This is a genomic window from Ruegeria faecimaris (assembly GCF_900182615.1).
GTDB classification, from domain to species: Bacteria; Pseudomonadota; Alphaproteobacteria; order Rhodobacterales; family Rhodobacteraceae; genus Ruegeria; species Ruegeria faecimaris.
Map to the genome: position 1 here is coordinate 39709 of NZ_FXTE01000010.1, position 26911 is coordinate 66619.

Here is a 26911-nt window from a genome sequence, read left to right on the forward strand (position 1 = left end):
CGCGCCGTTTGTCATTCCCCCGGCCGCGTCGCCCCTGTATCCGATCGGGGTGAGCGGACCCTTAAAACCGGGGTATTGGTCGAGGTGGTGTTCGACCGGCTCTCGCGCCAGACGACGAAGACACCAGATGCGATGATGATGCTGGCGCCGACGGCAACCCAGCCGTCTGGCTTTTCGCCGAAAAACGCCATGCCAAAGATCGTGGCCCAGATGATCTGGCTGTATTGGCTGGGGGCGATGACCCCCGCTGGCGCGGCACGATAAGCCAGAATAATCAGGTGTTGGGCAATGACAGAAAATACTCCGACCAGTGCCATCATGGCCAGATGCAACAAGGACGGAGGCTGATAAACGGCCGGTTGCGCGATGCTCATGACCACTATGGCCAGCAGCATCGGATAAAGGATCAGAACGGCCGAGCGTTCCTCATTGCCGATCTTACGGACCAGAACCGACGCGAAGGCGCTGCAGAATGCGGCCGTCAGCGCCGCCAGATGGCCTAGCGTGATGTCCGTGGTACCCGGGCGCAGAACGATCAACACGCCGATCAGGCCCACGCCAACCGCGGCCCAACGCTGGGCGCGGACCACCTCGCCCAATATGGGGATCGACAGGACCGTGACGATCAGCGGGAAAGAGAACAGGAGTGAATATACCTCGGCCAAAGGCAGGACCGAAAAGGAATAAAATGCGCAGGACATGCCTGTGACCATCAACCCCGACCGCAGCAGGACCAGCCAGGGATGGTGCGGAAGGAAGTTGCCGGTAGAGCGGTCTGTCAGGATTGTCACGGCCATCGGTACAAAGGAAAACAGCGTGGCGAAAAAGATGATTTGCATCACCGAATAGGTTCCGCCCAGCACCTTGATCAGCGCATCGTGGCTGGCAAAGACAGCAAATCCCAGAAACGCATAGCCAAGGCCCCTGAGGGTGGTGTTTTGAGTGCTCATGGGTCTGACCTTGGGCAGCGGAATGGTGGGTTCATCCGTTGCATAAACCCATTTTTCAGAGTCTGATAGCCCTTATTTTACCGCTAACATGGCAACCGGCCATGATCTGAGATCATCGCAGGATCGGTGGCGCGTCCTTTGGCTGGCGCGCGGATTGTACACCCACTTTCATCCCTACGCCGATGCGCCGGGCCAGCGCCACCCAGGGCAGCGCGGTTTCTGCGGGCAGGGTGCTATGGGCCACCTCCTCGAACAGGTCCAGCCAATGATCGAACAATTCGGGCCTGATATCGGGCCTTTCGATGTGAATACGCTGCGGATTTCCGTCATAACAACGCTCATGCAGAATGGCGTTGCGCCAGAACGCGGCGATCTTGTTCTCGTGCGGGGGCCAGTCGCTGACATGGTTTGCAAAGACCGGCGCCAGTGCCTCGTCCTGCCGGACGCGGGCGTAGAATGCGCTCACCTGCGACATGATCTGTTCAGCGGTGGCGGGAAACCTCGGAGGAATTCCTGGGCGGGCAGGAGAGGTAGGTTTGGACATGGGCGTTCCGAAACTGAATTGCGTCCCGTTCAGATCGGATTGTAGCCCGTGCTGTCAAGCCACGGCGCGTATATGTCGCGCTGTCTCAAAGAAGCGTTTGCGCAGGAAACGGGTCGGTTCCCCTCGCCGGGTCAGGCATCTTTTGTACAAAGAAGGAGACCTAACATGCACAAAATATCTGCCCTCCCCACCGCGCAGGTTCAGGCCTATCGCCAAGGCGCGCCTGATGGTTATGGCAACCCGCCCGAACGGGCGATATCGAACGGGGAAGGAAACCCCTGCCGTCATTGCCTGACCTATATTCCCAAGGGAAAGGAAATGCTGGTGCTGGCCCACCGGCCCTTTCCAGCGACACAACCTTTTGCTGAAACCGGGCCGATTTACCTTTGTGTAGAGCATTGTCAGCGCTATGAGGATCTCACCAACCTGCCCGAGGCGCTGACCGCCTCACCCAATTATCTGATTAAAGGGTACGGATCGGACGACAGGATTGTTTACGGCACCGGGATCATTACGCCGCAGGCGGAATTGCAAAACGCTGCCGGGGATATCTTTGCCCGCGCGGATGTCGCCTATATCCACATCAGATCCGCGTCGAATAACTGCTATCACGCGCGGATCGACCGCGCCTAAAGCTTAACCCGGTGCAATCCCCGGCGCGGCTGATCAAGATCAGCTGCCGGGACATCGCCCGCCCGGGTCGAGGTCAGGGCCAGGAACACATCCTCAAGATCTGCTTCTTCGGTGCGAACGTCCCGGATACGCATGCCCACGGCCCTGACGGATTCCAGAACCTGTTCGGCACTGGTCTGGGCACTGCGATAGCGCAGCACCAGGCTGCCATCGTCGCGCAGTGTGGCCTCGACTCCCTCGGTCGCAGGCAGTTCAGTGACGGGGCCATCCGGAATAATTACCATCGTCCGACCATCCATGCGGCCCAGCAGGTCTGCCGTGCTGTCCTGTGCGATCTTTTCGCCATGATTGATGATGGCGATCTGGTCGCACATCTCCTGTGCTTCTTCCAGGTAATGCGTCGTCAGGATGATGGTCATGCCCTGCTGGTTCAGCTTGCGCACGTTGGCCCAGAGCATTTGGCGCAGCTCGATATCCACGCCCGCTGTGGGTTCGTCCAGAACCAGCACTTTGGGGTTATGCACCAAAGCCTTGGCCAACAGCAACCGGCGCCGCATACCGCCGGACAGGGTGCGGGCATAGGCCTCGGCCTTGTCGCTGAGGCCAACCAGTTCGAGGATTTCATCACTGCGCCGCTGCGCCTTTGGTACACCATATAGGCCAGCCTGAACCTCCAAAGCACCGCGCGGAGTAAAGAAAGGGTCCAGGTTCAGCTCTTGCGGCATAACGCCGATGGCAGCGCGAGATTGGCGCGGGTTGCGGTCTTGGTCATGACCCCAGATCGACACATGGCCTGCAGATTTAACCACCAGCCCGGCCAGAATGTTGATCAGGGTCGATTTCCCGGCCCCGTTCGGCCCGAGCAATCCAAAGACTGAACCACGCGGGATTGTCAGGTCGATACCCTTCAGCGCCTGCTTTTCAGGCTGGCCCTTGCTGCCGCGATAGGTCTTGCGCAGCCCTTCGATCCTGATTGCCGCATTGTCCATGTGGCTCTTGCCCCCGGTTTGCTCATCGCTCATAAACGCACCTAATGCATGCCCGCGAGGCCGACAACCAGTGAAGGATCGCCAGCCGTGACAATCGAAGCGCCGGAAACCAAGATCGTCGAAACCTCTCGTGTCGCCTGTGATGGCGGCGAAGGTGCATTGGGCCACCCACGTGTTTGGTTACAGATCCCCGAAGACACCGGCTGGGTCGAGTGCCCCTATTGCGACTGCAAATTTGTCTTAAAAGGGCACGAGGCCAGCGCCTGAATGTGCAAAGCCGCGGGCAGGTTTTACCTCTGCCTAATCATTGGAGCTGTTGGCTATTTTCTGGCCGCCGCTATCGGAATGCTTCTAACCGGATCGGGAAATCGGGCGCAGGGCGATGATACGATCGAAATCGCCTGGTCAGCGGGCCGATCTACAGGCCTCCTGGCTGCCGGGTTTTTCCAACCACAATCAGTTTTAAGGCCAAAGGGTGTTTCAACGCGCTGCGAACCTGCCATGTCTGGGCCGGTGAGGTGCTGTGGTCCGCGAATGAAGACTTCGGCACATGGGTGCCATTGCCTTACTCGATCACTTTGTCCCGCTTGATAAACCAATCAGGCAAGGTCTAACCTGCCCAACTAATGTCGTGTTCTGACGATAGCTTTGCGCCGGCTCAATGGAGGAAGTGTGTTGATGGACGCCAGTATCCAAAATACCAACCAACCGGTCTTCGGATGGATTGGTTTTAGTGTTTCCGCGATGGCCCTGTTGGGCGCCCTGTTCCTGTTCTGGGCCGGGCCATTCGCACCGCAACAATCGACTGGCGTGTCTTTGGGAGAGCTTGCAGCCGAGCTTGGAAAATCCACCTTGCGCTCGGCCGCCGGGCTGGACCAACCCGAGCCTCTAACGCCCTCACGGGACCTGGATGACTATCTGCAAATCGGCGTCGCCCTCTTGGGTGGGTTGGCCATTGTCCTGTCGGCCATAGGCATTCTGCGCCACGAAAAACTGCGCCCGGCCATTGCGGGTATCGCAATCGGCATCGGCGCAATCCTGTTTCAGTTCTTTGCTTTTGCGTTTTTCGCTTTCCTCGGTGTGCTGGTCATCATGGCGCTGCTCAACAGCTTTTCGGATGTATTTGGCGGCCTGTTCGGCGGATAGTTCACCTTCTGTACTGGTCACCCGTGCGCCCCTGTGGCAGAACCATCCCTGACCGACAGGGAGCGCGCGCATGAGCAATTTCGGAAAAGGGTGTCACCTTCATCTTATTGACGGATCGGCCTTTATCTTCAGGGCCTATCACGCGCTGCCGCCGCTGACGCGGAAGTCGGATGGGTTGCCGATTGGGGCCGTGTCGGGCTTTTGCAACATGCTGCAGAAATATGTCGAAGGAAACACCGGGCCAGACGCGCCGACGCATGTGGCGGTGATTTTTGACAAGGGCTCTCATACGTTCCGCAATGACATGTATGACCTCTACAAGGCCAACCGCGAGGCCATGCCCGAGGATCTGCGCCCTCAGATGCCCCTGACACGCGAGGCGACCCGCGCTTTTAATATCGCCTGCAAAGAGCTTGAGGGCTATGAGGCCGACGACATCATTGCCACCCTTGCCATACAGGCGCGTGAGGCGGGTGGTCGCGTCACGATCGTCAGTTCCGACAAGGACCTGATGCAGCTGGTCGGCGATGGGGTCGAAATGCTGGATGCGATGAAGAACAAACGCATCGACCGCGATGGCGTGTTCGAGAAATTCGGCGTCGGGCCTGAACGTGTGGTGGACGTGCAGGCGCTGGCCGGGGACAGCGTGGACAATGTGCCGGGGGCTCCGGGCATTGGGATCAAGACGGCGGCGCTTTTGATCAATGAATTTGGGGATCTGGAAACCCTGCTGGACCGCGCCGAAGAGATCAAACAACCCAAACGCCGCCAGACCCTGATCGACAAACGCGCCCAGATTGAGCTGTCGAAAAGACTGGTGCAGTTGGATGAGAATACGCCGCTGGATTTCACCTTAGACGATCTTGAGGTGCAAGACCCTGAACCGGACACTCTGCTGGGCTTTCTTGCTGAGATGGAGTTCCGCACCCTCACCAAGCGCATAGCGGACAAGCTGGGGGCCGAGGCACCGGTGATTGCAGACGCGCCTGCGCCCGTTGCAGATGTGGCCGAGGCTGAAGACATTCCATTCGACGCGTCGAAGTATGAATGCGTCCGCGACGCGGGGGCTTTGCAGAAATGGATAGACCAGGCATATGAGCGTGGCTGGGTTGCAGTGGACACCGAGACCACTGGGCTGAACGAGATGATCGCAGATCTGGTCGGCATTTCGCTCTGCATTGAGGCGGGCGAGGCCTGCTATATCCCATTGATCCATCGTCAAAGCGCCACCGACGATCTGTTCGGCTCGGACGCTCTGGCCGAGGGGCAAATGCCGATTGAACAGGCTCTAACACTGATAAAACCGATGTTAGAGGACCCGTCGATCCTCAAGATCGGGCAAAACATGAAATACGATGCCAAGATTTTTGCCCGCTATGGCGTGGATGTGGCGCCGATTGATGACACGATGTTGATGTCCTATGCGATGCATGGCGGCGAGCATGGGCATGGCATGGACACCCTGTCCGAGCGTTATCTGAACCACACGCCGATTCCGATCAAACCGCTGCTGGGATCCGGCAAATCCGCGATCACCTTCGACAAGGTTCCGATTGACGAGGCCACGGCCTATGCCGCCGAGGACGCTGATATCACCCTGCGGCTGTGGAAACTGTTCAAACCTCAGCTGCATCAGGTTCAGGTAACGACCGTCTATGAAACGCTGGAGCGCCCTCTGGTGCCGGTTCTGGCCGAAATGGAGATGCATGGCATCAAGGTTGACCGCGATGTCCTCAGCCGCATGTCCAACGCGTTTGCCCAGAAAATGGCCGGGTTAGAGGCTGAAATCCACGAATTGGCTGGTGAAAGCTTCAATGTCGGCTCGCCCGCTCAGCTGGGCGAGATTCTGTTCGACAAGATGAGTCTGGAAGGCGGCAAGAAGGGCAAGACCGGTAAATATTCAACCGGGGCCGATATCCTTGAGGATCTGGCGACCGAGCATGAATTGCCGCGTCGGGTGCTGGATTGGCGGCAGCTATCGAAACTGAAATCGACCTATACGGACGCGCTGCAGACCCATATCAACCCCGATACGGGCCGGGTACATACATCCTATTCGATCACCGGGGCGAACACCGGTCGTTTGGCCTCGACCGATCCGAACCTGCAGAACATCCCCGTGCGCACCGAGGAAGGCCGTCGCATCCGCGAGGCGTTCATTGCCGAACCGGGAAATGTGCTGGTCAGCCTCGACTATAGCCAGATCGAGCTGCGCATTCTGGCGCATATTGCCGATATTCCGGCCTTGAAGCAGGCGTTTACCGATGGGCTGGACATTCACGCCATGACTGCGTCGGAAATGTTCGAAGTGCCGCTGGATGAGATGACGCCGGATATTCGCCGTCAGGCCAAGGCGATCAACTTCGGTGTGATCTATGGCATCTCGGGTTTTGGTCTGGCGCGCAACCTGCGCATTCCACGGGCCGAGGCGCAGGGCTTCATCGACCGCTATTTCGAACGCTTCCCCGGCATTCGGACCTATATGGACGACACCGTCGCCTTTGCCAAAGAGAATGGCTATGTGCAGACTCTATTCGGGCGCAAAATCCATACGCCCGAGATCAATGCCAAGGGGCCGCATGCGGGATTTTCGCGTCGGGCGGCGATCAACGCTCCGATTCAAGGCACCGCGGCCGACGTGATCCGACGCGCCATGGTGCGGATGCCGGATGCGATCCATGGGTTGCCTGCGAAAATGTTGCTGCAAGTGCATGACGAATTGCTGTTCGAAGTATCCGAGGACGCCGTTGAACCGCTGATCGACGCGGCGCGCGACGTGATGGAGGGGGCCTCGGACCCAGCGGTGAAACTGGATGTGAAACTCAGCGTTGATGCGGGACAAGGCGCGAATTGGGCCGAGGCGCACTAGCGCCGCCGTTCATCAAGCCCTGCGGGCCCTCTTCGCGGCGGGTCAGCCCTGTGGTCTGACCATGCGGTTGACCATCCGTTGCACGCTGGGGCCCAGCAGTAGGATAACTGTGAACGCGATGGGCCAGGAGAAAACCCATGAGCCCATCCAGTCGCCCAGCGTCGCGGGACCGAAGCCGACGGCCTTGGCCGTGGCGATACCGGTGACGATGCAGGACATCATGCCTGACATGATCAGGCTGAACAGGGCGCGGGCATAGCGGGCAGGGATCATCCGGACATCCTTGGTGTGAGTGGCACTGATCTGCGCCATTTTTCCGGGTAATACCAGTACCAGTGGAAAATCAAAGGTGCATCCAGCCGAGCGTCTCGGCGGTACGTTGGATCGAGGGCTGATATTCGGCACTGACCCAGCCGGTGTAGCCGCTGTCATCAATCGCTCGGAACAACTCGGCAAAATTCATCTCACCTCGACCGGGCTCTGAGCGATCCGGGGCCGCTCCGATCTGGGCATGCACGATGCGGTCTTGGTAATCCTTCCAGACTTGCAGCGCGTTGCCATGGATCATCTGGGCGTGGAAGCTGTCATATTGCAGGCCGACATTGGGCCGGTTCACGCGATCCAAAACCTCGGCGGCCAGATCGTAAGAGTTCAGGAAATATTCAGGCTGTGACACCGGGTTGAGCGGTTCGATCGTGAACGGCTGTTGGGGCGCGTGGTCTGCTGCCCATTGCAGGTTTTGAACAAAGCAATCCATAGCATCCGCGCCCGAGGAATATCCGGACATGATGTGGATTTTTTCGGGCCGTAGCGCCTGAGCATAGCGTAGAACACGGCGGATGTCGGACTGGAACCGCGCCTCACCGCCCGGAATGGCGGCATATCCGGGAGTGCCGCCGGTGTAGTTGGGTGGTGGCGCGTTGATCAGCACCAGGTCGAGCCCGTTAGCCAGCAGAGCACGGCGGGTTTCCTTGGTAGCCAGATCATAGGGAAACAGAACCTCAACAGCCTTGAACCCGGCCTGCGCGGCAGCTTGAAACCTGTCGAGATAGGGCAGTTCGGTAAAGAGCAATGAGATATTTGCAGCGAATTTGGGCATGGATGGCCTTTGCGTGTCTGTTCGCCGGACCATATCGGTCGGGTGATTTCAGCGAAAGGGACTGAAAACGACAGATTGTCGAAAATCGGCCAGATCACCCAGTTTAATTCAGTGACGTTCGGGACAATGCGGCGAATCATTTCTGGCGTCGCTTTGACCAGAGGTATGACCCATGGCACTGAGCCCTGACCCCGTGCGCGGGACCGCTATTTCTATGTCTGCCGACCGCAACTCCGCGTTGTCTGGCAACGGGTTGGCGGTTGCCTCGATGCTGGCATGGGCCGCAGGTTTTCCGGCGGCGGAGGTCTTGTTGCAAAGCTGGTCGCCGGTGGGCTTGCTTGCGGCACGTCTGGGTCTGGCGGTTCTGGTGCTGCTGCCGATCTGGCTGATGCTGGACGGTCCCAGCCGTATTCTAAGGGCCAGATGGGGATGGGCCATGATCGTCGGAGCGTTTGGCTTTGGCTGCCCGATGTTCCTGCTGATCCTGGCGCAAAAGCTGACCGATCCGGTAACCGTCGTCATCATCGCCTCTTGCGCGCCACTAATCGCAACCCTGCTGGAGCTTAAGGCGGGCACACGTCGGCTGAGCTGGAATTTTGGCCTAGGCGTTCTGGTTTCAATTATCGGCGGGCTGATCGCCACCAGCGCCGTCGCCCCGGCGCAGCTGGGCCTTGGGGCCTTATGCGCGGTCGTGTCGGTCGTCTTTTTCAGTTGGGGCAGCATGACCACAGCGCGCGATTTTCCCGAACTCAGCCAGACCGGGCGCGCGACGATCACGTTGATCGGAGGCTTTGCCATGGCCGTGATCTTGTGCTTTGCCGCTGGGCTGCTGGGCATGGAGGTGATCCCCGAGGTTGCCATTGACGGACAGCAGATCGGGATGCTGGGGATCTATGCGCTGATTTCGCTGGGGCTGAGCCAGATCCTGTTCGTTGCTTCGGTTGGCAAGCTGGGCGTGGCGCTGGCCTCATTCCATATGAACATCGCGCCATTTTACGTGATGCTGATCATGATTGTGCTGGGGGATGAATGGAATTCAACCCGCGCGCTGGGCGCGGGCATCGTGGCGGTCGCCGTTGTTCTGGCGCAGGATCGCAGGCCGCGCTCAGCCCAGATCGGCTGAGCGGATCAGCGGAAAGAACTGACCGCCCGACCACACCCCGAACCAGTCTTCATGATCGGTGCCGATCTCAACCAGCCGGTAAAAGCTTTTGCGGTCAATGCGCGCCTCTAGATTTGCGCGGATCAGGATATAGGGCGAGGGTTCCTGGGTCTTCGGATCAAACTCAACACGGATCGGGTGATCCGCTCCGGCCTTGGCCGTATCACCCACATGGGTGCTGAAAGTTAAAATCTGCGCCGCGCCTGAGCCTGTGGCATCAAAGTCGACAGCCATGAACGGGACATCCTCGACCGTGATTCCCACCTTTTCGACCGGGGTCACCAGGTAATATTTGCCTTCTTCTTTCTTAAGAATTGAGGAAAAAAGCTTCACAAGCTCGAGCCTGTTGATGGGCGAGCCTAAATAACTCCAAGAACCATCTTTTGCGATCCTGATGTCCAGATCGCCACAAAACGGGGGATTCCACAGGTGAACAGGGGGTAAATCCCGTGTTTTCGCGGCTTTGACTGATGCCGCAATGCCATCAGGAGAAGGTGTCACAGGGATTTGTCCGCTCATTACTTTTGCCATTTCCTTTTCGCGCGATACACTTCAACCATACTCGTCCACGGAAGGGAAAGTCATGAGCGAACCTGCCGACCTCGTATCCGAGATCGAAGCGCTGGAAACTAAACTGCAAGAGGCCAAGGCCTCGATCACCCGACGCTTTATCGGGCAAGAGCGGGTCGTGGATCTGACGCTGGCCGCGCTGTTATGCGGCGGGCACGCATTGCTGATCGGATTGCCAGGGCTGGGCAAGACCCGGCTGGTTGAGACTTTGTCGACCGTGATGGGCCTGCATGGCAACCGTATCCAGTTCACGCCGGATCTGATGCCAGCTGATATTCTGGGGTCCGAGGTTCTGGATACGGCCGAGGATGGCAGTCGCCACTTCCGGTTCATTCCCGGCCCAATCTTCTGTGAATTGCTGATGGCGGATGAGATCAACCGCGCCAGCCCGCGCACACAGTCGGCCTTGCTGCAAGCGATGCAGGAACGCACCGTCACCGTCGCGGGCGAGAATCGTGCGCTGGATGAGCCGTTTCACGTACTGGCCACGCAGAACCCGATTGAACAAGAAGGCACCTATCCGCTGCCCGAGGCGCAGTTGGACCGCTTTTTGGTGCAGATTGACGTCGAATACCCGGATCGTCAGACCGAGCGGGATATCCTACTGGCCACGACCGGTGTCGAAGAAGACGACGCTCATCAGATTTTCACCAAAGAGGAATTGCTGGCGGCGCAGCTTTTGTTGCGCCGGATGCCGGTCGGCGAGTCGGTGGTCGAATTGATACTGGATCTGGTCCGCGCGTTCCGCCCCGGCGAGGCAGGCGTGTCCGATCGTGTGGCCGAAACCGTGGCCTGGGGCCCTGGCCCCCGCGCGGCGCAGGCGTTGATGATGACGGTGCGTGCCAACGCCATGTTACAGGGGCGACTGGCCCCCAATGCCGAGGATGTTCTTGAGATGGCCCGCCCGGTTCTCAGCCATCGTATGGCGCTGAACTTTGCGGCCCGGGCGCGCGGTGACAGCCTGGCTGATCTGATTGACTCGACCGCGCTTGGGCTGATCCGAACCGAGGCTGCGGCGTGAATGCCGGGTTGACTCTTCGTGAAAGATCCGAGGCCGAGGCATCCCGGCTACCGCCCCTGTTGGCGCGGGCGGAACATCTGGCCGGAACCGTCTTGCTGGGTGACCATGGGCGTCGCCGATCCGGGATGGGTGATGATTTCTGGCAATACCGCCCGGCACAGGTTGGCGACAGCCGCCGGATGATCGACCACCGCCGCTCGGCCCGTGGCGATCAACAATTTGTGCGCGAACGCGAGTGGCAGATTGCCCAATCGGTGATGCTGTGGGTGGATCAGGGCGCGTCGATGCGCTTTGCCTCGGACGCTTCGCTGCCCACCAAGGCGGATCGGGCGCGGTTGCTGGGCCTGGCAACTTCGATCTTGCTGGCGCGTGGTGGTGAGCGTGTGGGCCTGACGGGCACAACTCTGCCGCCCCGGCGCGGCAATGCCCAGATCATCCGGCTTGCGCAGGCCTGGTCCGAGGATGATCAAGCCGACTATGCGCCACCCGAACACCGCGCCATGATCCCCCATGCGCGGGCGGTGTTCATCTCCGATTTTCTTGGCCCGATGGAAGAGGTTGAACTGGCCCTGTCCAAAGCTGCGGATCGTGGCGTGCGCGGGGTGGTCCTGCAGGTGCTGGATCCCGGTGAAGAGAATTTCCCCTATCGTGGACGCACCATTTTCGAAAGCGTGGGCGGCTCGGCCCGGCATGAAACGCTAAAGGCTTCTGATCTTCGTGACCGGTATCTTGCGCGCCTTGCCGAACGAAAGGATACCTTGATGCGCTTGTGTCGGGTGACGGGATGGCAACTGGGGCTGCACCACACTGGCGACAGCGCACAGGCGGCTCTGTTATGGCTGTATAGCGCTTTGGACGGGGGCAGAGTATGACGGTTTTGGCTGGGATAGGCTTTACCGCGCCCTGGGTGTTGCTGGGATTGTTGACCCTGCCCATCCTGTGGCTGGTCCTGCGCGCTGTGCCGCCTGCGCCGATCCGGCGAATGTTTCCGGCCGTAACGCTGCTGCTGGGGCTGAAGGACGACGAGAGTGTTTCGGATCGGACACCATGGTGGCTGCTGCTGTTGCGAATGCTGGCGGCGGCGGCGATCATTATCGGTCTGGCCGGGCCGGTTTTGAATCCCTCGCGGGATCAGGTGGGTTCGGGGCCGCTGTTGTTGGTGCTGGATGCCAGCTGGGCAGGTGCAAGCGGCTGGCCATCGCTTCAGGACCAGCTTGATACGCAGCTGACCGAGGCCGGACGCGCCGGACGCACGGTGGCCTTGCTCAACTTGACGGAGCCAGAAGCCCCAGTCTTTCAGGCCGCCGAAGCGTGGCGGGGTCGGCTTCCGGGGGTGACTCCGATGCCCTGGCAACCAACTCAGCTGCAGATGGATCAGGTGCTCGATATGCTGGATCAGCTTGATGGTGGTTTTGATACATATTGGTTCAGCGACGGTCTGGAATTTGCGGGTCGGGAAACGGTTCTGGCTGCGTTGCAATCGCGCGGGGAAGTAACCGTGTACCAGTCAGGCTCGCCTGTTTATGCGATTCTGCCCGCCGCCTATCAGGATGGTGTCATTCAACTGACGGCCCAACGCGCCACTGCTGGTCCGGAAAACATCCTGACCATTTTGGCACAGGGGCGCGATCCGGCGGGCGCAATGCGGGTTCTGCAATCCGCCAATATCGTCTTTGCTGAAGGCGAAACGCTTGCTCAGGTGGAGCTGGCGCTGCCCTCGGAACTACGGGCCAGAATCACCCGGTTCGAGATTCAGGGTCAGCGGTCGGCGGGTGCCGTAACGCTGACCGATGACAGCCTGCGCAGGCGTGAGGTGGCCTTGCTTGCGGGCAGTTTGAACCGTGAAGGGTTAGAGCTGTTGTCGCCGCTGCATTATCTGACACAGGTTTTGGTCCCGACCGCGGATTTTGTCGAGGGCGGCCTGATGGATGTGTTGCCCGCCAATCCGGATGTGATTGTTCTGGCGGATGTGGCGAAATTGGCCGAAGCGGAACAACTGGCGGTGACCGAATGGGTCGAACAGGGCGGGCTGCTGTTGCGCTTTGCCGGGCCGCGCATGGCCGCCAGCGATCTGGGGCGGGATGTCGAGGATACCTTGCTGCCGGTGCGCCTGCGCAGCGGTGGCCGTTCGGTCGGCGGCGCGATGAGCTGGGGTGAGGCCAAAGGTCTGGCCCCGTTCCCCGAAACCTCACCCTTCTACGGGCTGCGCGTGCCATCGGATGTTTCCGTGACCACACAGGTCATGGCGCAACCAGACCCAAATTTGGCCGATCGGGTGATTGCATCGCTCTCGGATGGCACGCCTTTGGTCACGCGCAAGGCCTTGGGGCTGGGGCAGGTGGTGCTGTTCCATGTCACCGCTGATGCCGAATGGTCGAGCCTTCCCCTCTCGGGCCTGTTTGTCGAGATGCTGGATCGGCTGGCCGTCGCCTCGGCTGCGAAATCCCGAGAGGAGTCGCAGTTGCAGGGCACAACTTGGGAACCGCTGCAGGTCATGGACGGATTTGGAGGCTTATCGGATGCAGATAATCTAGCAGGCGTCGATGGGGTTGATCTTGCCGCCGGCGCTATCGGGCCAGAACTGCGACCCGGCCTGTATGAAAGCGGTAAGCAGAAGCTGGCACTGAATGTGCTGGACGCGGACTCGGTTCTGATGCCCGCTGTCTGGCCATCCGATGTGCCCATCAAAGGGCAGGAAATCAGCGCCGAAACGCCGATCGGGGGCATTTTGCTTAGCCTCGCGCTGATCTTGCTGACGGTGGACGTTATTGCGTCACTTCTGTTGTCGGGGCGACTTGGGCTGGCCCGGGCCGCGGCGATGGCGCTGGGTGCGTTGCTGATTGCACCTGACCTTCAGGCACAGACGTCCAAGGAAACCGATTTTGCCCTGATGGCAACGCAAGAGCTGGTACTGGCTCATGTCATGACTGGAAACGCGCAGGTTGACGATATCGCGGGCGCCGGGATGCGTGGCTTGGCGCAAACTTTGTTCTTCCGCACTTCGGTCGAACCGGCAGAGCCCATCGGCGTTGATCTGGAACGGGACGAGCTGGCGTTTTTCCCGCTGCTGTACTGGCCGATCACGCCGGAACAGCCGCAACCCTCGGACGAAGCCTATGCCAAGCTGAATGCCTATCTCCGCTCGGGCGGCATGATCTTGTTCGACACGCGCGACGCGGATGTGGCGCGTTTCGGTGCAGCCAGCCCCAATGGCCGCAAGCTGCAACAACTGGCCGCCCCGCTGAATATCCCTTCGTTAGAGCCTGTTCCGGATGACCATGTTCTGACGCGGGCCTTCTATTTGCTGCAGGATTTCCCGGGCCGATATGCCGGTACCGAGATTTGGGTCGAAGCCGCCCCGCCGGATGCGGAACAAATCGACGGCATGCCGTTCCGCAACCTCAACGACAATGTGACCCCGGTAGTGATCGGCGGGAATGACTGGGCCGGAGCCTGGGCCGTCGACCGAAACGGGCAGGCCCTGTTGCCGGTCGGGCGCGGATATGCCGGTGAGCGGCAGCGGGAATTGGCCAATCGGTTTGGCGTCAATCTGGTGATGCATGTGCTGACCGGGAATTACAAATCGGATCAGGTCCATGTGCCTGCGCTGCTGGACAGGTTGGGACAATGACCGGAACCGTTATATTTGACCCTCTGATTCCGTGGCCCGTTCTGATGGTCGTTACCGCGATTGCCATATCAGGCGTTGTTCTAGCCCTGTGGCGGGGCCTGTCTGGCTGGGCCTTGCGCGGGTTGGCCGCCCTGGTCGTGATCGCGGCCATGGCGGGGCCTGTTTATCAGGTCGAAGATCGCACTCCGCTGACCGACATCGTGGTGATGATCGAGGATGAAAGCGCCAGCCAGACCCTGTCCGATCGCCCGGAACAGACAGCACAGGCCGCTGCCGAACTGGCGGCCGAGATCGACACGCGCGACAATACCGAGCTGCGCCGGATCCGGGTGGCTGACAGCGATGGGGATGAGGGCACACAGGTCATGGCTGCGCTGAACAAAGTCCTGGCCGAGGAACCCCGTGCGCGCATTGCGGGGATCCTCGTGGTTTCGGATGGGATCGTGCATGACGTTGATCAGGCCCCTGACCTGCCTGCACCGATGCACTTGTTGCAGACTGGGCGGGCCAGCGACTGGGACCGCCGTCTGATCGTCCGCAATGCACCGGCTTTTGCCATTATCGGAGAACCGGTCACGCTGACGTTGCGGGTTGAGGATAGCGGCGCAGTTCCTGTTGCGGCTGCGAATGCGCCTTTGGAAATTTCGGTTGATGGCAATGCGCCAGAGCATTTCACCATTCCAATCGGTGTCGATGTCGAGCTACCGGTCAAGCTGTCCCATGGCGGGCGGAATGTCATCCAGTTTACCGTACCAGGCGTCGAAGGAGAGTTGACCGACCGCAACAACACCGCACTGATTCAGATGAATGGTGTGCGCGACCGTCTGCGGGTGCTGCTGGTTTCGGGTGAACCGCATCCCGGTGGACGGACCTGGCGGAACCTTCTGAAATCCGACAGCTCGGTCGATCTGGTGCATTTCACGATCCTGCGACCGCCTGAAAAGCAGGATGGTGTGCCTGTGGACGAGTTGTCTTTGATCGCTTTTCCGACTCGAGAACTGTTTCTGGAAAAGATCAACGATTTCGATCTGATCATCTTTGATCGCTATAAGCGGCGCGGTATTCTGCCTGCGGTCTATCTGGAGAATGTCACCAATTACATCAATGATGGTGGTGCGGTTCTGATTGCGGCTGGCCCTGATTTTGCCAGTGCCGACAGTATCTTCCGCTCGCCGCTGGCGCCGATTCTTCCGGCCCAACCCACCGCGCGGGTCATCGAAGAACGCTTTGTCCCCACAGTTACAGATATGGGGCACCGGCACCCGGTGACGACGGATCTGGGCGATTCCGAGCATTGGGGAGCATGGTTGCGCCAGGTTGATGTCCTGTTCCGATCAGGTGAAACGCTGATGACCGGCGTCGATGACCGGCCGCTGCTGGTGCTAGACCGGGTCGGAGAGGGGCGCGTGGCAATGCTGGCCTCTGACCACGCCTGGCTCTGGAGCCGTGGCTTCGACGGCGGTGGTCCGCAGCTTGAACTGCTGCGGCGATTGGCACATTGGATGATGAAAGAACCCGAGCTTGAGGAAGAGGCTCTGTGGGCCGAAGCAAATGGTCAAATCATGCGCGTCATCCGTCAAACCCTGGGGGATGACGTCGGAACAGTTACCATCACGCAGCCCAATGGCGAGACACTTGAGGTGACGCTGAACGAAGTTTCTCCGGGGCGGTTCGAAGCTCAGATCTTCGGCCCCGAGATTGGCCTCTATCGGCTGCAAGAGGGTGAACATTCGGCGGTAATTGGGTTGGGCCCTGCGGCCCCCAAAGAATTTGAGCGCACGATTGCTACTGATCAGATCCTTGAGCCGGTTCTGGCCGAATTGCGCGGCGGTGTGATCCGGGTCGAGGACGGTTTGCCTTCGATCCGAAATGTCCGCGCTGGGCGGCCAGCATCGGGGCGCGGTTGGATCGGGCTGACCCCGCGCGATGCCTACCAGACCAGCTCTGTAACACAGGCTGGTGTTCTACCGCCCTGGCTGGTGCTTTTGCTGGCCGGTGGGTTCCTTCTGGCGGGTTGGCTGCGTGAAGGTCGGCGTTAGGTCATTCGACTACAACGCTGATTGTGGCCCCAATCACCAGCATCATGTCATGGTAAAGCACCGTTTGAACCGGCTTTGCTGCGTCAGGATTGTCGTGTAATCCCACACAGTTTTTTGATCTGAGCGCCTTTCGCGCATTCAGATACCGCAGATTTTGCGTTGAGTAGGAAAAGGCAGGTACCGGCGAGGCAGGCAGTTTTGGACATTTGCGGCCTCTGAGCCTGCCATTGGTCTGTTGCAACAGGCACGGCTTAAACACTTTTTCACGCTCTGTTGGGATGCTGTGGGCAGATTGTACCGGGATCACCTTTGATGAGTCTTGCAACCAAACTGGCACAGGAAAGACGCGCACGGCTTGCCGCTGAACGTCTGCTGGAGATGAAACAGGCCGAGCTATCAGCGGCCAACCGGAAATTGGGCCTGCACGCGATGGCTCTGACTAAACGCATTGGTGAAACGCGGGCCGAGGTTGAGACGGTGCGCGATGAAAATGAAAAAGTTAAATCGGACCTGACATTGGCCAATGCCAAGATCGAAGTGGCCGAACGGCGGCTATGGCATTCGATCCAGACCTTCCCAGACGGGTTTGCATTCTTCGACGAAGAGAGCCGGTTGATCGGGGCAAATGCCTCATATTTCAGCCTGTTTGAGGGGCTGGATGAAATAGCGCCCGGTATCAGCTATGGCAGAATTCTGGAAACCCTCACGCAGGAGGGTCTGATTGATACCGTGGACGAGGCGCAGGATGATTGGCGCGCCAGGATGCTGGCCCGTTGGAAGTTGTCCAACCCGCCGTCAGAAATCGTCAAGCTGTGGAACGGGCTCTATATCAAGCTGATTGATCAACGCGGTGGCGGTGGCGATGTGGTCAGCCTTGCGCTTGATATAACCGCCTCGGTCCGGCATCAGGCCGAACTGACCGCGGCGCGCGAACGGGCCGAGGCTGCAAACCGCGCGAAATCTGCATTCCTAGCCAATATGAGCCATGAAATCCGCACGCCCATGAACGGTATTGTTGGCATGACCGAGTTGATGACCGAAACCGCGCTGGATGAAGAACAACGGCTCTATCTCAACACGATCCGCAATTCCGGTGAAGCCTTGCTGGTGATCATCAACGATGTTCTGGATTACTCGAAGATTGAGGCGGATAAGCTGGTCTTGCACCCCGAACAGTTCGATTTCGAACGCTGTATCCTTGAGGTGGCGATGCTGCTGCAGCCCAGTGTTCGTGACAAGGGTTTAAGCCTTTTAGTCGACTATGACCTGTTTTTGCCAACCCTGTTCGTAGGCGATCCGGGCCGGGTGCGTCAGGTCTTGACCAATCTGGTTGGCAACGCGGTCAAGTTCACGGCGGAAGGGCATGTCTTGATCCGCGTCACGGGGGTCCCCCGCGCGGAGGCCCAGGCCTGTGATATTCATGTTGCCATAGAAGATACCGGTATCGGTATTGCCGAGGATAAAGCGGCGCATATCTTTGGTGAATTCAATCAGGTTGAGGATGAACAAAACCGACAGTTTGAAGGGACCGGGTTGGGCCTGGCCATCACCAAACGACTGATCAAATTGATGGACGGTGCCATCTGGGTCGAAAGCGAGCCGGGCCAGGGGTCCTGTTTTGGATTTCGGATAACGCTGCCGACGGTCGAAGGTCCGCAACCCGCCCCCCCGAATCTGGAAGGATGTCTGCGCCATGTGGTCGTGGTTGAAGATCTGGCTGTCAATCGAGCGATCCTGTCAAAGCAACTTGGTCGTCTGGGTGCCAAGGTTACCGAATGTACCACCGGAACCGAGGCGCTGGCTACGCTTGATGACACCGTAGATCTGGTGCTGTGCGATCACGATCTGCCGGACATGGACGGGCTGGATTTGGCGGCCACGATAAAGGGCCGGGGGTGGACGGATACCTCTGTCGTGGTCATGTCGGCCAATCCCGGCGTGATTCATGCTCATCCGGCCTGCCAGCTCATTGACGGAGTGTTGCAAAAGCCGATCCCTCGTTCAGAATTATATGCACGTCTGACCGCTCTGGGACGATCAGCGGATTCGATATCGAATGGTTCCGACACGCAAAACCCAACGGTTGCGCAGGTCAGACCGATTGCCGAGGATCAAAGGCTCATGCGGGTTCTGGCTGCTGAGGACAACAAGACCAACCAGCTGATCCTGCGCAAGATGGTCAAGGATCTGAACATTGATCTTCGCTTTGCGGGCAACGGGCTTGAGGCGGTCGCCGCCCATCTGGAATTCGACCCGGATTTGATATTCATGGATATCTCTATGCCCGGAATGGATGGTAAACAGGCCACAGGTGAAATCCGCCGCCGCGAGGTTGAAACCAATCAGCACGTCCCGATCGTAGCCCTGACCGCACATGCAATGAGCGGAGATGACCAGGGTATTTTATCGGCTGGATTGGACTACTACCTGACCAAACCGCTGCAAAAACAGAAAATCCACCAGATGATCCTTGACCATCGGCCAGACGGAACGCAACCGGTTCTTGATGACGAAACCCGAGCGTTCTAGGCTGCCGACATGACTGATGACCGTGGATTTCACCCCCGCGCGCTGGGCGAGATTGCCATTCGCTGCGCAGATATGGCCGCTATGGTGCAGTTCTATGAACAGGTGGTCGGCCTGCAGCGTCTGAGCGGTGACCATGACAGCGCTATAACCTTCTTCCGGATAGCCGAGGGGTTTGGCGGCCATACGCAAGTTCTGGCCCTGTTTCACCACAGCACCGCGCCACGACCGGGGCAACATCGGGCCGGTGCAGAAGGTCCCGTAACAGGAGCGGGATCGTCGCTGCATCATATCGCATTGTCGCTGCCCTTCGACGAGCAGGCGGCGGTCATAAGTTGGTATGACAAGATCGGCCAACCCTATCGCGTCGAGCAGTTCGGATGGGTTGGTTGGCGCGGTATTTTCACCGAAGACCCGGAAGGCAACACAGTTGAACTGGTCTCTTACGACCCGTCGATGCTGGCTGAGGCCTGATAGGGCCGGATAAAGACCGGCTTGTCGTTCTCTGACAGGTCGGGTCGGTATTCATAGCCGCCCGAGTCGAACTCTGTCAGGCTGGCGGGTTCGGACAGACGGTGTTGAATAACATAGCGGGCCATCGCCCCGCGTGCCTTTTTGGCAAAGAAGCTGACGATCTTTGGCGTGCCGCCCTTGTCTTCCATGAAGACCGGCGTGATGACCCGTAATTTCAGCGCTTTGGGGTCTACTGCACCGAAATATTCCTGACTGGCGCAATTCAACAGCACATCGCTACCGGTACCGGCTGCCTGAGCGTTCAGCGCCTTGCTTAGTTGGTCGCGCCAATAATCGTACAGGTTCTTGCCGCGCCGGGTCTTCAGCCTACTGCCCATCTCAAGCCGATAGGGCTGAATGGCGTCCAGCGGACGCAATATGCCATACAGTCCGGACAGGATGCGCAGGTGATCCTGGGCCCAGGCCATCTCTTCCACATCCAGCGAAGTCGCTTCGAGCCCCTGATAGGTGTCTCCGGCAAAGGCCAGTGCGGCCGGGCGTGTCGCCACAGCATCGGGGGCGTCCGAAAAGGCGCGATAACGGTCGCGGTTCAGGCGGGCCAGATCATCGCTCAGATCCATCAGCTTTTTCAGGTCGCCCAGCGTCAGATTGCGGGCGGTTTTCGACAGGCGGATCGCGTCATCCTGAAAGTCGGGTTGCGTGACCTCAACATTCCGTTCTGCCCAATCCAGCCGTTTGGCCGGGGAAATCACTACCAGCATAGTCGCCCTCGTTTCTTGCCTGTTGGTGGGTATCTAGCTTGCCATACGCAGCACGTCCAGAAAGGCGGCTCCAAACCTTTCGTGACGGCGGTCACCCAGAACCTGTTCGATGGCGCGCGGGTCGTCTGATCGCAACTGCGCCACCTTTGCCAGTTGCGAGGCGGTACAGGTCAGCGGCTTGTCGATTCCATCAGGGCCGCGCGACAGTTGCGACTGAACTTCGAGCAGGCGGTCGTAAATCTCACCCTGATCGCGCCCGGCCAGTTTGCGGCGGGCCGGGTGCAGTTCTTCGACCGCGCCGGTCAGAACCTCCAGAAACGTGGCCCCGTATCGTTCCAACTTTTTAGCACCGATCCCGCTGATCCGGGCCATATCATCCAGCGTTGCAGGGCGGGTTTCCGCCATTTCGATCAGCGTGCGATCGGGAAAAATAACATAGGCCGGGACCCGCGCGGATTCGGCCAGCGCACGGCGTTTCGCCTTGAGTGCGCTCAGCAGCGGTGCGTCTTCTTCGGATACCATCTCTTTGACCGCAGGCCGACGGGTTGCTTTGCGGATCGTGTCCTTACGCAGGTTGATCTGCGCCTCGCCTTTCAGGATCGGCTTGGCGGCCTCAGTCATGCGCAGCGCACCGTGGCGGTCGGGATCAGGACGGACCAGATCATGGCCCATCATCTGCCGGAAGATCGCCTGCCATTGCGGGCGGGACCAGTCCTTGCCAATGCCATAGGTCGACAGATTGTCATGTCGGCGGGCGCGGATCTTGTCGGTTTCATTGCCCAACAGGATGTCGATCAGATGGCCTGCGCCGAACCATTCCTCGGTGCGCAGGATCGCGGACAGGGCCATACGAACCGGGGTGGTGCCATCGAACACTTCCGGCGGGCTGTCACACAGATCGCATTTGCCACAGGGTTCGGTCTGTTCACCGAAATAACCCAGCAAAGTCTGACGGCGGCAGGCCAGCGCCTCGGCCAAGCCAAGCAGGGCGTTCAAACGGGCGTGATCGGCCATCCGCCGGTCAGACGGAGCAAGCCCCTCGTCTATCTGTGACCGGCGCAGGCGAATGTCATCTGCCCCAAACAGGGTCAGGGTTTCTGCCGGGGCGCCATCACGCCCGGCGCGGCCGATTTCCTGATAATAAGCTTCGATGGATTTGGGCAGGTCCGCATGGGCGACCCAGCGGATATCGGGCTTGTCTATGCCCATGCCAAAGGCAACCGTGGCCACCACGATCAGACCATCCTCGCGCGCAAAGCGGGTCTCGACGATGCGGCGATCCTCGGGATCCATGCCGCCGTGATAGTGACAGGCGGTGTGGCCTTCGGCACGCAGGGCCTGTGCCAGAACCTCGGTCTTGTTACGGGTGCCGCAATAGACAATGCCGGATTGGGTTTTGCGCGCGGCGGCAAAATCCAGGACCTGTTTGCGGGGCCCATCCTTGGCGGCAAAGGCCAGGTGGATGTTGGGTCGGTCGAACCCGCGCAGAAATTTGCGCGGGGCTGTACCGTCAAACAGCTTTTCGACAATCTCGTCCTGCGTTTCCGCATCTGCTGTGGCGGTGAAAGCGGCCAAAGGCACATCCAGCGCACGTCGCAGCTCTCCGATCCGAAGGTAGTCGGGGCGGAAATCATGGCCCCATTGACTGACGCAATGCGCCTCGTCCACCGCAATCAAGCTGACATTGATCCGCCGCAACATGCCCAGCGCCGATCCGGCGGCCAGACGTTCGGGAGCCATGTACAGCAGCTTGAGCCGCCCGGCCTCCAACGCCTCCCACACGGCATCGGTTTCTTCGGGGGTATTGCCGGAGGTCAGCGCGCCGGCCTCGACGCCTGCTTCCTGCAAGCCGCGCACCTGATCACGCATCAGGGCAATCAGCGGAGAGATCACTACCGTGACCCCATCACGCATCAGCGCAGGCAGTTGGAAACACAGGGATTTACCACCGCCCGTCGGCATGATGGCCAGCACGTTTTCGCCCAGCGTGACGGCATCGACGATCTCTTCCTGACCGGGGCGGAAATCGTCGAATCCAAAGACATCTCGCAGCAAAGGCGCGGCGTCAAACATGTGCGGGGGTGCCCTGTTTTAAGGTTTATCTGCTCTTAAGACAGGACAATCACATACTAAGATTCACTGAACAAGAGGGATCAGCCTCAGCTCAGGGCCAGAAAGAGTTCCGGCAGGACGTAGCTTCGCAGTGAAATGATGATGATCAACACGACCAGAGGCGTCAGATCGATGCCGCCAAGATCGGGCAGCACTTTGCGAATAGGGCGATAAATCGGCTCCAGGATCCGATTCAACCCGTACCAAATCTGGGCAACGAATTGCTGGTGAAGGTTCAGAACCTGAAAGTTAATCAGCCAGCTCATTATGACCTGAATCAAGACGAACCAATAGGCGATGCTCAATACCAAGTCGATCGGGCCGAAAATTGCCATCATATTCGTATACTCCAAGTCACGTTTCGGGAGAGGTAGTGGCTAGCGCAGCAAAGAGCAAGTGCGCGCTAACAGAACCCTTGCGAAATAGGCCAAAGAACCGTCTTATGACGCCAACAATAAAAAACGGGGCAGGTATGGCAGAGATTTCCAAGCGCAAACGCATCTGGGGCTGGTGGTTCTTCGACTGGGCAAGTCAGCCCTATCACACGCTGTTGGTGACCTTTGTTTTTGGGCCCTATTTTGCCGGGGTAGCCGCCGAGTATTATCTGAACGCCGGTCTGGGTTCCGATGCCGCAGACGCACGGGCGCAGACGGTGTGGGCGAACTGCATGACCATCGTGGGGCTGATCATCGCCTTTGGTGCCCCGCTGATGGGGGCGATGGCGGATGTTTCGGGCCGTCGTATACCATGGATATTCGGCTTTTCCATCATGTACGCGGTGGGCTCTGCTGCGCTGTGGTACACGTTGCCGGACGGGTCAAACATGTGGCTGATGCTGTCGGCCTTTGGCCTGGGTTTTGTCGGGGCGGAATACGCGCTGATCTTCGCCAATTCTCAGCTGCCCGATCTGGGTGATGACAGTGAGGTGGGCGAGATATCGGGTTCGGGTTTTGCCTTTGGCTATTTCGGCGGGCTTATCTCGCTGGCAATCATGCTGGCCCTGTTTGTTGAGCAGGGTAATGGCAAGACCCTGATCGGCATGGACCCTGTTTTTGGTCTGGACGCCGCAGCACGCGAAGGCACGCGATTTGTCGGGCCGTTCACCGCCGTGTGGTTCATTCTGTTCATGATCCCCTATTTCCTGTGGGTGCGCGACGATCCAGATGTCGAAAAGAAAGGCAGCGTCAAAGAGGCGCTGCAGCTGCTGGTCAAATCAGTCTCTAACCTGCGCAATCGCGTCAGTCTGGCCAGCTATCTGGGCTCGTCCATGTTCTATCGCGATGCGCTGAACGGTCTGTATACCTTTGGCGGCGTTTATGCGCGGCTGGTGCTGGAATGGGATCTGATCAAGATCGGCGTATTCGGGATTGTCAGCGTTCTGGCCGCGGCAGCCTTTGCCTGGCTTGGCGGCAAGCTGGACAAGAAATACGGCCCCAAACCTGTCATTCTGGTTGCGATCTGGGTGCTGATCTTTGTCTGTATCACCGTCGTGATGATGGACCGGACCCAGATCTACGGTATCGCCCTGCCCGAAGGGTCGGGCCTGCCGGATCTGGTGTTCTTTGGTTGCGGTGTTCTGATCGGCGGCATGGGGGGTATCCTACAATCGGCCAGCCGTTCTCTGATGGTGCGCCACACCGATCCCGCTGCCCCGGTCGAGAGCTTTGGCCTGTATGGCTTGTCCGGCCGCGCCACCGCATTTGCGGCCCCTTTGTTGATCGGGATTGCCACAACCCTGACCGGTAGTGCGCGACTGGGGGTGTCACCCATAGTTCTGTTGTTTATTCTGGGACTGTTCCTAATGCGCTGGGTGAAACCGGAAGGGGATCAGAGCAGATGATTTTATTACGTTTTTTCGCGGTCATTGCCGCAATCACATTCGCCGGTACCGCAGGTTCCGAGCCGCTGGCCAAGCAGTTATTCGGAGGCCAAAAGCAAAGTTCACAACAAAAACCGGCCGCTTTCGGCAGTTATTCGCGCGGCTGTGCGGCGGGGGCGGTACAACTGCCCGAAACCGGACCCACCTGGCAGGCTATGCGCCTGTCACGCAACCGCAACTGGGGCCATCCGCAGGCGATCGACTATGTCCAGGATCTGAGCCGGTTTGCGGCCAAGCAGTCAGGATGGAATGGTCTCTATATAGGCGATATCAGCCAGCCGCGCGGCGGGCCGATGACATCGGGCCACCGCAGCCATCAGCTGGGTCTGGACATCGATATCTGGATGCTGCCCGGTGACAACATGCGTCTTTCCCGCAAGGCGCGCGAGAATATCTCTTCGATTTCCCTGCGCCGCTCGAACGGTGCCTTTGTCAACGGCAGCTGGACCAAACAGCATCACGCAGTGCTGCGTGAGGCCGCAAAAGACAAGCGCGTGGCTCGGATATTCGTCTTTCCCGGTGCCAAGGTGCAGATGTGCAATGACGAAAAGGGAAACCGCGCTTACCTGCGTAAAATCCGGCCGTGGTGGGGCCATCACTATCACTTCCACGTGCGGCTGGCCTGTCCAAGAGGATCAAGCGGCTGCGTGAATCAGGATCCGCCGCCCAAGGGTGATGGTTGCGCCGAAGCGCAGCAATGGGTGAACAACATCCTCAACCCGCCACCGCCCGATCCAAACGCGCCTGCACCCAAGAAGCGACGCGAATACCGGCTGGCCGATCTGCCCAAGCAATGCACAAACGTCTTGCAATCCAACTGATCGCGGCGCTGCTGCTGTCAGGGGGTGTCTGGGCCGAGGGAGCAAAGCCTGCCGCTTTGCTGAACAATTTTGCCTGGCGACATCAGGCGGATTGGTTCGGCGGATATTCCGGAATTCACATCTTTGACGGTGGGACCCGCATGATCGCGCTGAGTGATCGTGCAACGATGCTGGACGCTCGTATTGATCGAAACGAGGATGAGATTACTGGCATCGAGATCCAGCGGCACTGGCCCATCCTGTCCAGCACCGGCAAGGTTCTGGTGGGCACCGCGGGCGATTCCGAAGGCCTGGCAATCGCCCCTGACGGTGGGGTCTATATCTCATTCGAGGGTGTGCACCGGGTGGCTTATTATTCCGATCCAACCGGCCCGGCGCAGGTTCTGCCACGCCCCAAAGCCTTTGAGGTTCTTGACCATAACGGCTCGTTCGAGGCACTGGCCATTGACAGGCTTGGGCGGCTGTACACCCTGACCGAAAAGAGCCGTACCGTATCGGGGGACATACCGGTATATCGTTGGGATGGTCTGTCGTGGTCGACACCTTTTGTCCTGCCGCAACGGGGCAAGTTCCTGCCAGTAGCCGCGGATTTCGGCCCCGACGGGCGGTTCTATGTGCTGGAACGATCGGTGTCCCTGACAGGCTTTCGGTCGCAGCTCAGGCGTTGGGAACTGAATGGTGACACTCCGCAATCCGAAGAGATCTTGCTGCAAACCGCGCGCGGGACGCATGACAACCTCGAAGGCCTGTCGGTCTGGCGTGACGATCAGGGAAGGTTGCGGGTTACGATGATTTCGGATGACAATTTTCTGGCCCTTCAGCGGACGGAACTGGTGGAATATCTGCTGCCCGATTGACAGGCTCGAAACAAAGGTCTAAACGCACGGCTTGCCTTGGGACGGTCCCTTGGCCAAGTCGCCGCTACCTTGTCAAAACGGGCATCAAAACATGCAACGCGCTTTTATTCCCGGCATTCTTGCCATGGCCACCATCGTTGTGGCTTCGAACATTCTGGTCCAGTTCCTGATCCTTGACGGGCTGTTGACTTGGGGTGCTTTCACCTATCCACTGGCCTTTCTGGTCACCGACATCATGAACCGCGTCTATGGCGTGGCCACCGCCCGCAAGGTCGTGTTTGCCGGGTTCGTCACCGGCATCGTCTGCTCGCTGATCGGCAGCCAGATCATGCTGCAGGGCGACGGGTTCACCTATGCCGCTGTGCCGCTGCGGATCGCTGTTGCCTCTGGCACTGCTTTCCTGATCGCCCAGCTGACCGATGTCACCGTGTTCAATGCAATGCGCGGGGGTCGCTGGTGGCGCGCACCGCTGGTCTCGACCCTAGTGGGTTCGGCGCTGGATACAGCATTGTTCTTCACTATCGCCTTTTCTGCCTCGATCGCGATCTTCGGCGCCAATGCCGACGCTGCGATCAGCTGGGCGTGGGAGCCTGTTCCCTTCATGCTGTCTGGCCCGATGGCACCCCTGTGGGTCACGCTGGCCTTTGCCGACTGGCTGGTAAAGTTGTCGTTGGCGCTGGTGGCGCTGATCCCCTTCAAGGTGATCGTTGCGCGCCTGACCGCGCAGCCCGTGTAAAAAACGCTTTGAGAATGGCACAGCTTGTGTCACCATCCTAGTTAACCGCAACAGATAGAAAAGGAGGTGATCCAGTGTCGAGAAAGAGATTG

At 59.2% G+C, this 26911-nt stretch carries 24 protein-coding genes; 15 read left to right on the forward strand and 9 right to left on the reverse strand.

Annotation, left to right across the window (positions count from 1 at the left end; all coding sequences use genetic code 11):
* Positions 1–11: 11 nt before the first annotated feature.
* Positions 12–950 carry a DMT family transporter gene (locus tag FN806_RS14895; RefSeq protein WP_142638537.1) on the reverse strand — a complete coding sequence of 313 codons (939 nt, stop codon included), beginning with the start codon at positions 948–950 and terminating at the stop codon, positions 12–14.
* A 112-nt stretch (positions 951–1062) separates the two neighbouring features.
* On the reverse strand, positions 1063–1425 hold the full coding sequence (locus FN806_RS14900) for a group III truncated hemoglobin (RefSeq protein ID WP_246097259.1): 363 nt from the start codon (positions 1423–1425) through the stop codon (positions 1063–1065).
* Between the two features lie 234 nt (positions 1426–1659).
* On the opposite strand from FN806_RS14900, the gene FN806_RS14905 reads away from it, so the two are divergent.
* Positions 1660–2127 (forward strand): DUF1203 domain-containing protein, encoded by a 468-nt coding sequence (locus FN806_RS14905; protein ID WP_142638541.1) that lies wholly within the window; start codon positions 1660–1662, stop codon positions 2125–2127.
* On the opposite strand, the gene FN806_RS14910 is transcribed toward FN806_RS14905, so the two are convergent.
* Positions 2124–3116: an ABC transporter ATP-binding protein gene (locus tag FN806_RS14910; protein WP_142638697.1), complete on the reverse strand. Its 993-nt coding sequence runs from the start codon at positions 3114–3116 to the stop codon at positions 2124–2126. The two genes, FN806_RS14905 and FN806_RS14910, sit on opposite strands and share 4 nt — an antisense overlap.
* An 87-nt stretch (positions 3117–3203) precedes the next feature.
* On the opposite strand from FN806_RS14910, the gene FN806_RS14915 reads away from it, so the two are divergent.
* The 3 genes from FN806_RS14915 to polA all read left to right on the forward strand — a co-directional run bounded on the left by FN806_RS14915 (position 3204) and on the right by polA (position 7131).
* Positions 3204–3383: a zinc-finger domain-containing protein gene (locus tag FN806_RS14915; protein WP_142638543.1), complete on the forward strand. Its 180-nt coding sequence runs from the start codon at positions 3204–3206 to the stop codon at positions 3381–3383.
* 411 nt (positions 3384–3794) lie between these two features.
* A complete protein-coding gene (locus FN806_RS14925) occupies positions 3795–4262 on the forward strand; it encodes a hypothetical protein (protein WP_142638545.1) in 468 nt (155 codons plus the stop codon).
* Between the two features lie 70 nt (positions 4263–4332).
* A complete protein-coding gene (gene polA, locus FN806_RS14930) occupies positions 4333–7131 on the forward strand; it encodes a DNA polymerase I (RefSeq protein WP_142638547.1) in 2799 nt (932 codons plus the stop codon).
* A 42-nt stretch (positions 7132–7173) separates the two neighbouring features.
* Here polA and FN806_RS14935 read toward each other — a convergent pair whose 3' ends face one another.
* Both FN806_RS14935 and FN806_RS14940 read right to left on the reverse strand, forming a co-directional pair.
* Positions 7174–7443 carry a DUF2798 domain-containing protein gene (locus FN806_RS14935; RefSeq protein WP_342782020.1) on the reverse strand — a complete coding sequence of 90 codons (270 nt, stop codon included), beginning with the start codon at positions 7441–7443 and terminating at the stop codon, positions 7174–7176.
* A gap of 31 nt (positions 7444–7474) precedes the next feature.
* Positions 7475–8230 carry a hydroxypyruvate isomerase family protein gene (locus tag FN806_RS14940; RefSeq protein WP_142638549.1) on the reverse strand — a complete coding sequence of 252 codons (756 nt, stop codon included), beginning with the start codon at positions 8228–8230 and terminating at the stop codon, positions 7475–7477.
* A 172-nt stretch (positions 8231–8402) separates the two neighbouring features.
* On the opposite strand from FN806_RS14940, the gene FN806_RS14945 reads away from it, so the two are divergent.
* The gene (locus tag FN806_RS14945; protein ID WP_246097260.1) at positions 8403–9353 is read left to right on the forward strand and encodes a DMT family transporter; all 951 of its coding nucleotides are present in this window, start codon (positions 8403–8405) and stop codon (positions 9351–9353) included.
* Here FN806_RS14945 and FN806_RS14950 read toward each other — a convergent pair.
* Positions 9336–9911: a DUF1285 domain-containing protein gene (locus FN806_RS14950; RefSeq protein WP_142638551.1), complete on the reverse strand. Its 576-nt coding sequence runs from the start codon at positions 9909–9911 to the stop codon at positions 9336–9338. The genes FN806_RS14945 and FN806_RS14950 overlap by 18 nt on opposite strands.
* Before the next feature lie 64 nt (positions 9912–9975).
* On the opposite strand from FN806_RS14950, the gene FN806_RS14955 reads away from it, so the two are divergent.
* From FN806_RS14955 to FN806_RS14980, 6 genes are all read left to right on the forward strand, one after another.
* Positions 9976–10983, forward strand: coding sequence for an AAA family ATPase (locus FN806_RS14955; RefSeq protein ID WP_142638553.1), 1008 nt, complete (start codon positions 9976–9978; stop codon positions 10981–10983).
* Positions 10980–11855, forward strand: a complete 876-nt coding sequence (locus FN806_RS14960; protein WP_142638555.1) for a DUF58 domain-containing protein — start codon at positions 10980–10982, stop codon at positions 11853–11855. The genes FN806_RS14955 and FN806_RS14960 overlap by 4 nt, the downstream gene beginning before the upstream one ends.
* Positions 11852–14614 (forward strand): DUF4159 domain-containing protein, encoded by a 2763-nt coding sequence (locus tag FN806_RS14965; RefSeq protein WP_142638557.1) that lies wholly within the window; start codon positions 11852–11854, stop codon positions 14612–14614. The genes FN806_RS14960 and FN806_RS14965 overlap by 4 nt, the downstream gene beginning before the upstream one ends.
* Positions 14611–16653, forward strand: coding sequence for a hypothetical protein (locus FN806_RS14970; RefSeq protein WP_142638559.1), 2043 nt, complete (start codon positions 14611–14613; stop codon positions 16651–16653). Before FN806_RS14965 ends, FN806_RS14970 begins: the two co-directional genes overlap by 4 nt.
* 312 nt (positions 16654–16965) lie before the next feature.
* Positions 16966–19182, forward strand: a complete 2217-nt coding sequence (locus FN806_RS14975) for a response regulator (RefSeq protein ID WP_142638561.1) — start codon at positions 16966–16968, stop codon at positions 19180–19182.
* Between the two features lie 9 nt (positions 19183–19191).
* Positions 19192–19653 carry a VOC family protein gene (locus FN806_RS14980; protein ID WP_142638563.1) on the forward strand — a complete coding sequence of 154 codons (462 nt, stop codon included), beginning with the start codon at positions 19192–19194 and terminating at the stop codon, positions 19651–19653.
* On the opposite strand, the gene yaaA is transcribed toward FN806_RS14980, so the two are convergent.
* From yaaA to FN806_RS14995, 3 genes are all read right to left on the reverse strand, one after another.
* A complete protein-coding gene (yaaA, locus tag FN806_RS14985; RefSeq protein WP_142638565.1) occupies positions 19623–20414 on the reverse strand; it encodes a peroxide stress protein YaaA in 792 nt (263 codons plus the stop codon). The genes FN806_RS14980 and yaaA overlap by 31 nt on opposite strands.
* A 33-nt stretch (positions 20415–20447) precedes the next feature.
* Entirely contained in the window at positions 20448–22487 is a 2040-nt protein-coding gene (gene recQ / locus FN806_RS14990) for a DNA helicase RecQ (RefSeq protein WP_142638567.1), read from the reverse strand.
* An 86-nt stretch (positions 22488–22573) separates the two neighbouring features.
* Complete coding sequence (locus tag FN806_RS14995) at positions 22574–22864, reverse strand: YggT family protein (RefSeq protein WP_108860000.1); 291 nt, start codon at positions 22862–22864, stop codon at positions 22574–22576.
* A 134-nt stretch (positions 22865–22998) separates the two neighbouring features.
* On the opposite strand from FN806_RS14995, the gene FN806_RS15000 reads away from it, so the two are divergent.
* The 4 genes from FN806_RS15000 (at position 22999) to FN806_RS15015 (ending at position 26819) form a co-directional block, all read left to right on the forward strand.
* Positions 22999–24366, forward strand: coding sequence for an MFS transporter (locus FN806_RS15000; protein ID WP_142638704.1), 1368 nt, complete (start codon positions 22999–23001; stop codon positions 24364–24366).
* Positions 24363–25226, forward strand: coding sequence for a penicillin-insensitive murein endopeptidase (mepA, locus tag FN806_RS15005; protein WP_142638569.1), 864 nt, complete (start codon positions 24363–24365; stop codon positions 25224–25226). The genes FN806_RS15000 and mepA overlap by 4 nt, the downstream gene beginning before the upstream one ends.
* A complete protein-coding gene (locus FN806_RS15010) occupies positions 25199–26083 on the forward strand; it encodes an esterase-like activity of phytase family protein (protein WP_142638571.1) in 885 nt (294 codons plus the stop codon). Before mepA ends, FN806_RS15010 begins: the two co-directional genes overlap by 28 nt.
* Before the next feature lie 91 nt (positions 26084–26174).
* On the forward strand, positions 26175–26819 hold the full coding sequence (locus FN806_RS15015; protein WP_142638573.1) for a queuosine precursor transporter: 645 nt from the start codon (positions 26175–26177) through the stop codon (positions 26817–26819).
* Positions 26820–26911 lie beyond the last annotated feature (92 nt).

Bases quoted from the DNA above. Each gene is read 5' to 3' on its own strand.
- FN806_RS14970 (WP_142638559.1), top strand. From the start codon at position 14,611: ATGACCGGAACCGTTATATTTGACCCTCTGATTCCGTGGCCCGTTCTG.
- FN806_RS14940 (WP_142638549.1), bottom strand. From the start codon at position 8,230: ATGCCCAAATTCGCTGCAAATATCTCATTGCTCTTTACCGAACTGCCC.
- FN806_RS14980 (WP_142638563.1), top strand. From the start codon at position 19,192: ATGACTGATGACCGTGGATTTCACCCCCGCGCGCTGGGCGAGATTGCC.
- FN806_RS15015 (WP_142638573.1), top strand. From the start codon at position 26,175: ATGCAACGCGCTTTTATTCCCGGCATTCTTGCCATGGCCACCATCGTT.
- mepA (WP_142638569.1), top strand. From the start codon at position 24,363: ATGATTTTATTACGTTTTTTCGCGGTCATTGCCGCAATCACATTCGCC.
- FN806_RS14910 (WP_142638697.1), bottom strand. From the start codon at position 3,116: ATGGACAATGCGGCAATCAGGATCGAAGGGCTGCGCAAGACCTATCGC.
- FN806_RS14995 (WP_108860000.1), bottom strand. From the start codon at position 22,864: ATGATGGCAATTTTCGGCCCGATCGACTTGGTATTGAGCATCGCCTAT.
- FN806_RS14950 (WP_142638551.1), bottom strand. From the start codon at position 9,911: ATGAGCGGACAAATCCCTGTGACACCTTCTCCTGATGGCATTGCGGCA.
- polA (WP_142638547.1), top strand. From the start codon at position 4,333: ATGAGCAATTTCGGAAAAGGGTGTCACCTTCATCTTATTGACGGATCG.
- FN806_RS15010 (WP_142638571.1), top strand. From the start codon at position 25,199: ATGCACAAACGTCTTGCAATCCAACTGATCGCGGCGCTGCTGCTGTCA.
- FN806_RS14925 (WP_142638545.1), top strand. From the start codon at position 3,795: ATGGACGCCAGTATCCAAAATACCAACCAACCGGTCTTCGGATGGATT.
- FN806_RS14895 (WP_142638537.1), bottom strand. From the start codon at position 950: ATGAGCACTCAAAACACCACCCTCAGGGGCCTTGGCTATGCGTTTCTG.
- yaaA (WP_142638565.1), bottom strand. From the start codon at position 20,414: ATGCTGGTAGTGATTTCCCCGGCCAAACGGCTGGATTGGGCAGAACGG.
- FN806_RS14975 (WP_142638561.1), top strand. From the start codon at position 16,966: ATGAGTCTTGCAACCAAACTGGCACAGGAAAGACGCGCACGGCTTGCC.
- FN806_RS14965 (WP_142638557.1), top strand. From the start codon at position 11,852: ATGACGGTTTTGGCTGGGATAGGCTTTACCGCGCCCTGGGTGTTGCTG.
- recQ (WP_142638567.1), bottom strand. From the start codon at position 22,487: ATGTTTGACGCCGCGCCTTTGCTGCGAGATGTCTTTGGATTCGACGAT.
- FN806_RS14935 (WP_342782020.1), bottom strand. From the start codon at position 7,443: ATGGCGCAGATCAGTGCCACTCACACCAAGGATGTCCGGATGATCCCT.
- FN806_RS15000 (WP_142638704.1), top strand. From the start codon at position 22,999: ATGGCAGAGATTTCCAAGCGCAAACGCATCTGGGGCTGGTGGTTCTTC.
- FN806_RS14955 (WP_142638553.1), top strand. From the start codon at position 9,976: ATGAGCGAACCTGCCGACCTCGTATCCGAGATCGAAGCGCTGGAAACT.
- FN806_RS14905 (WP_142638541.1), top strand. From the start codon at position 1,660: ATGCACAAAATATCTGCCCTCCCCACCGCGCAGGTTCAGGCCTATCGC.
- FN806_RS14945 (WP_246097260.1), top strand. From the start codon at position 8,403: ATGGCACTGAGCCCTGACCCCGTGCGCGGGACCGCTATTTCTATGTCT.
- FN806_RS14900 (WP_246097259.1), bottom strand. From the start codon at position 1,425: ATGTCGCAGGTGAGCGCATTCTACGCCCGCGTCCGGCAGGACGAGGCA.